This is a genomic window from Pseudomonas sp. (genome assembly GCF_050739655.1).
Classification (GTDB): Bacteria; Pseudomonadota; Gammaproteobacteria; order Pseudomonadales; family Pseudomonadaceae; genus Aquipseudomonas.
Map to the genome: position 1 here is coordinate 1 of NZ_JBOIBY010000459.1, position 5,135 is coordinate 5,135.

The window sequence follows — 5,135 nt, forward strand, 5'->3', positions numbered from 1 at the left end:
CGTTTGGCGGGGCCGCGGCACAGGAGTTCCTCATGCTCTTACAACGCATTTTTGCCTCGGTGTTGCTACTGGTCTGTCTCGGCCTGGCACTGATGGCGTGGCCCTACCAGGCCGAATATTCCTACGAACCGGTGGGGCCTCGGGCCTTTCCATTGCTGATGCTTGGGCTGATGGGGTGCGCGCTGCTGTACATGGCGTTTCGCCCGACACCGATCGTGCACAGCGAAGACGACCCGAAACTGGACCGTGAAACCCTGAACAAGATCGGCATCTGCGTTTTGCTGCTCTTGATCTTCGCCGGCCTGTTCGAGCCCCTGGGTTTCATCCTCAGCAGCATGTTGATCGGTATCCCCATGGCGCGCCTGTATGGCGGTCGCTGGCTGCCCAGCGTGGTCGTCACCACGTTGATGGCGATTGGTCTCTACCTGCTGTTCGACAAGTTGATGGACGTGCCGCTGCCCCTGGGCCTGCTCGACGTTCTGGAGAACTGATATGGATACGCTTGGCTATTTGGGTCAAGGCTTCGGCGTCGCGCTGAGCCCGTACAACCTGGTGACCGCACTCTGCGGCACCCTGATCGGCACTGTCGTCGGCCTGTTGCCGGGTCTGGGCCCGATCAACGGCGTGGCGTTGCTGATTCCCATCGCATTCGCCCTCGGCCTGCCGCCTGAATCGGCGCTGATTCTGCTGGCAGCCGTTTACCTGGGCTGTGAATACGGCGGCCGGATCAGTTCGATCCTGCTGAACATTCCGGGCGAAGCCTCCACCGTGATGACCACCCTCGACGGCTATCCAATGGCCCGCAAAGGCCTGGCGGGCGTGGCGTTGTCGTTGTCTGCCTGGAGTTCGTTCATCGGCGCGTTCATCGCCACCTGCGGCATGGTGCTGTTTGCCCCGCTGCTGGCGAAATGGGCGATTGCCTTCGGACCTGCGGAATACTTCGTTCTGATGGTGTTTGCGATCGTTTGCCTGGGCGGCATGGCCGGTGATCGTCCGCTGAAAACGTTTATTGCGGCGCTGATCGGCCTGTTTTTGTCGACAGTCGGCATCGACGCCAACAGCGGCGTGTACCGGTTCACTGGCGATAATATCCACCTGACTGATGGCATTCAGTTCGTGGTGCTGGTGCTGGGTCTGTTCTCCGTCAGCGAAATCCTCTTGCTGCTGGAAAAAACCCATCGCGGCCAGGAAGCGGTGAAAGCCACCGGACGCATGATGTTCAACCTCAAGGAAGCGTCGGCGGTGTTCGTGGTGAACATCCGTTGCGGTGTGTTCGGTTTCATCATGGGCGTATTGCCGGGTGCAGGCGCAACCCTGGCCAGCGCCGTCGCCTACATGACCGAAAAACGCATCGCCGGCACCAAGGGCACGTTCGGCCAAGGCGATATGCGTGGCCTGGCTGCACCGGAAACCGCCATCGGCGCTTCGGCTTGCGGCGCGCTGGTTCCGATGCTGACCCTCGGCGTTCCAGGTTCGGGCACCACGGCGGTGATGATCGGCGCCCTGTCGCTGTACAACATCACGCCGGGCCCACTGTTGTTCCAACAGCAACCGGACATCGTCTGGGGCCTGATCGCTTCGTTGTTCATCGCCAACATCATGCTGGTGATCCTCAACATCCCGATGATCCGCATCTTCACCCGCATCCTCGCCGTGCCGAACTGGGCACTGGTGCCGGTCATCGCGATCATCACCGGGATTGGTGTCTATGCGGTACACGCCACCACGTTCGACCTGTTCCTGATGGTCGGCATCGGTATTTTCGGCTACATCCTGCGCAAACTGGACTTCCCGTTGTCGCCGGTACTGCTGGGGTTCATCCTCGGCGGTCTGATGGAGCAGAACCTGCGTCGCGCCCTGTCGATTTCCAACGGTGCGCTGGAGATCCTCTGGTCGAGCCCGATCACCTTCGGTGTCTGGGTACTGACCGTGGTCATGCTGCTGGTGCCGTTGCTGCGTATCTGGCGTAAACGTTCGGTTGCACGCCGCGCAATCGCCGATGTCTGATCGAACACCGTTCAAAGCCTGGTGGGGAACACCGCTGGTCGGCCTGCTGGGCGGTTACCTCGCCAGCCAGGTCGGCTGGCCTTTGCCCTGGATGGTCGGCTCGTTACTGGCGATCATCCTGGTACGCTGCCTGACACCCTGGCAATTGGCGGAAATCCCTGGCGGCCGCAAGTGCGGCCAGTGGATCGTCGGTATCGGTATCGGCCTGCACTTCACCCCAGTGGTGATGGAGCAGGTGCTGAGTCATTTCGGTTTGATCTTCTTCGGTGCTTTGGTAACCAGCCTGTCCGCCGTGGTCGGGGTCTGGTTGATGCGACGCACCGGCGAAGATCGCGCCACCGCATTTTTCTCCAGCATGCCCGGCGGCTCCGGGGAGATGGTCAACCTCGGCGCACGCAATGGCGCGGTGCTCAGCCGGGTAGCCGCGGGCCAGAGTCTGCGGGTGCTGGTGGTGGTGCTGTGTGTGCCGGCTGCTTTCAAGTATCTGCTGGGTGACGGCGCGCCGGCTTTTCATCCAGCCGCCGTCAATTGGTGGTGGCTGGCCGCTCTATTCCCGGCAGGCGCTTTGGCGGCCTGGCTATGGGAACGTCTTCGTCAGCCTAACCCATGGTTGTTCGGGCCGTTGCTGGTCAGTGCGGCGGTGAGTATTGGTTGGGATTTACACATCAGCTTGCCCAACGGCGGCAGTCAGATTGGCCAATGGCTGATCGGTAGCGGCCTGGGCTGTCATTTCAATCGGCAGTTTTTCCGGCGTGCGCCGTCGTTCATGGGGCGAACCTTGATCGGCACGGTGCTGACGATGTTGATTGCGACGGTGGCGGCACTCGGCTTGAGTGCGCTGACGCATCTGGACCTGCGCTCACTGACGTTGGGCATGATGCCCGGCGGGATTGCGGAAATGAGCCTGACGGCGGAGACATTGCAGCTGTCGGTGCCTTTGGTGACGGCGATGCAGGTGATGCGGCTGTTGTTTGTGCTGTTTTTGGCGGAGCCGTTGTTCAAGTATTGGAATCGCGACCCGGATTCAGTCTGATAGACCGAGTCGCCCTCATCGCCAGCAGGCTGGCTCCCACAGGGTTCACATGTTCCTTGTGGGAGCCAGCCTGCTGGCGATGCATTTCAAATCGGCGGCAAACGCCACTCGATCGGCGACTCGCCATTCTGCTCCAGAAACTTGTTGGTCCGGCTGAAGTGCCCGCAACCCAGGAAGCCGCGATAGGCCGACAGCGGTGATGGGTGTACTGAGGTCAGCACCAGATGCTTGGTCGCATCGATCAGTTTCTGTTTGCTCTGGGCATGTGCGCCCCACAGCATGAACACCAGATGCGGCTGCTGCTGACTGACCACTTCAATGATCCGGTCGGTAAAGAACTGCCAGCCCTTGTCCTTGTGCGCATTGGCGTTGGCGCGTTCCACGGTCATGGTGGTGTTGAGCATCAACACGCCCTGCTCGGCCCAACTCTGCAAGTAGCCATGGTTGGGAATGTCGATGTTCAGGTCGCGCTTCAACTCCTTATAGATGTTCACCAGCGAGGGTGGCGCGGGTACGCCCGGCTGTACCGAGAAGCACAAGCCATGGGCCTGGCCCGGGCCGTGGTACGGGTCCTGACCGAGGATGACGACCTTGACCTTGTCCAGCGGGGTGGAGTTGAGTGCATTGAAGATCATCGGGCCCGGTGGATAGATCTCCTTGCCGGCCGCCCGCTCCTGTTGCAGAAAGTTTCGCAACTCTGTCATGTAGGGCTGGTCGAATTCGGCACGCAGAGCCTCCTTCCAGCTCGGTTCGAGTTTGATACGGTCATCAGCAGTCATGGTCACATCCGGCAAAAACAATGGGCCGCACCCTAGGAAAGCGCACCACACTTGTCAATTGGTCAGACACAGATCCGGCACTTTCCCACACAGCGATCATACTTAACCCTCAAATTCACGATCGAGGTCATGATGAATCTGCACTTCGAAGAACTCACCGGTACCGCAGGCGCCCGCATCGGCATTGCCACACTGGATGCCGAAAAGTCGCTGAACGCCCTGTCCTTGCCGATGATCAGCGCCCTGCACGATCAATTGGATGCCTGGGCAAAGGAACCGCAAATCGTCTGCGTTCTGCTGCGCGGCAACGGCGCCAAGTCCTTTTGCGCCGGTGGTGAGGTGCGTAGCCTGGTGGAAGCCTGTCGTGCCCATCCCGGCGAAGTGCCGCCTCTGGCCGCGCATTTCTTCGCGGCGGAATATCGCCTGGATTTCAGCCTGCACACCTATCCCAAACCGTTGATCTGTTGGGGCCATGGTTATGTGCTCGGCGGCGGCATGGGCCTGCTGCAAGGGGCGAACATCCGCATTGTCACGCCGAGCAGTCGGCTGGCCATGCCCGAAATCACCATCGGCCTGTACCCGGACGTTGGCGCCAGCTGGTTCCTGTCGCGCCTGCCCGGCAAGCTTGGGCTGTTCCTGGGGCTGACCGGTGCCCACATGAACGCTCGCGATGCGATCGATCTGGACCTGGCCGACCGTTTCCTGCTCGACGAACAACAGGAAGAGCTGATCGAAGGCCTGTTGCAGTTGAACTGGCAGGAACAGACGCCGATGCAGCTCAACAGTCTGCTCAAGGCCTTACAACAGAAAGCCGTCGCGCAGTTGCCCGAGCCGCAGTGGCTGCCGCGACGTCAGCGCATCGATGAACTGCTGGATGTCAGTGATGTGCGTTGCGCCTGGAAGGCCATCAGTCCATTGCGCGATGACACCGACCTGCTGCTCAGTCGCGCCGCCAGGACCATGAGCGAAGGCGCGCCGCTGACCGCTCATCTGGTGTGGCAACAGATCGTCCGCGCTCGCCACCTGTCTCTGGCCGAAGTCTTTCAGATGGAATACACCCTGAGCCTCAATTGCTGCCGTCATCCGGAGTTCAGCGAAGGTGTGCGTGCACGGTTGATCGACAAGGACCAGAAGCCGCACTGGCACTGGCCGGACATCAACCATGTGCCCGAGGCCGTGGTGGAGGCGCACTTCCACAAGGTTTGGGAGGGTCGGCATCCGTTGGCGGATTTGTCGGAATATTAAGATCCGCACAAAAGCAAATGTGGGAGCGGGCTTGCTCGCGAAAGCGGTGTGCCAGTCAATACCTTAGGTGA

5 protein-coding genes are annotated in these 5,135 nt (G+C 60.6%); 4 read left to right on the plus strand and 1 reads right to left on the minus strand.

What is annotated here, in order from left to right; all coding sequences use genetic code 11:
* The first annotated feature begins 32 nt into the window (after positions 1-32).
* From ACRESJ_RS21970 to ACRESJ_RS21980, 3 genes are read left to right on the plus strand one after another with little or no spacing between them, the layout of a single operon-like run.
* On the plus strand, positions 33-491 hold the full coding sequence (locus ACRESJ_RS21970) for a tripartite tricarboxylate transporter TctB family protein (RefSeq protein WP_431759791.1): 459 nt from the start codon (positions 33-35) through the stop codon (positions 489-491).
* A gap of 1 nt (position 492) precedes the next feature.
* Entirely contained in the window at positions 493-2,007 is a 1,515-nt protein-coding gene (locus ACRESJ_RS21975) for a tripartite tricarboxylate transporter permease (RefSeq protein ID WP_431759792.1), read from the plus strand.
* A complete protein-coding gene (locus ACRESJ_RS21980) occupies positions 2,000-3,040 on the plus strand; it encodes an AbrB family transcriptional regulator (protein ID WP_431759793.1) in 1,041 nt (346 codons plus the stop codon). Before ACRESJ_RS21975 ends, ACRESJ_RS21980 begins: the two co-directional genes overlap by 8 nt.
* A gap of 86 nt (positions 3,041-3,126) precedes the next feature.
* Here the strand turns inward: ACRESJ_RS21980 and ung are convergent, their stop codons facing one another.
* Entirely contained in the window at positions 3,127-3,819 is a 693-nt protein-coding gene (gene ung / locus ACRESJ_RS21985) for a uracil-DNA glycosylase (protein WP_431759794.1), read from the minus strand.
* Between the two features lie 132 nt (positions 3,820-3,951).
* Here ung and ACRESJ_RS21990 point away from each other — a divergent pair, with 132 nt between their 5' ends.
* A complete protein-coding gene (locus ACRESJ_RS21990; protein WP_431759795.1) occupies positions 3,952-5,064 on the plus strand; it encodes an enoyl-CoA hydratase/isomerase family protein in 1,113 nt (370 codons plus the stop codon).
* Positions 5,065-5,135 lie beyond the last annotated feature (71 nt).

Coding starts and splice junctions, on each gene's coding strand:
- ung (WP_431759794.1), bottom strand. CDS start 3,819: ATGACTGCTGATGACCGTATCAAACTCGAACCGAGCTGGAAGGAGGCT.
- ACRESJ_RS21975 (WP_431759792.1), top strand. CDS start 493: ATGGATACGCTTGGCTATTTGGGTCAAGGCTTCGGCGTCGCGCTGAGC.
- ACRESJ_RS21990 (WP_431759795.1), top strand. CDS start 3,952: ATGAATCTGCACTTCGAAGAACTCACCGGTACCGCAGGCGCCCGCATC.
- ACRESJ_RS21970 (WP_431759791.1), top strand. CDS start 33: ATGCTCTTACAACGCATTTTTGCCTCGGTGTTGCTACTGGTCTGTCTC.
- ACRESJ_RS21980 (WP_431759793.1), top strand. CDS start 2,000: ATGTCTGATCGAACACCGTTCAAAGCCTGGTGGGGAACACCGCTGGTC.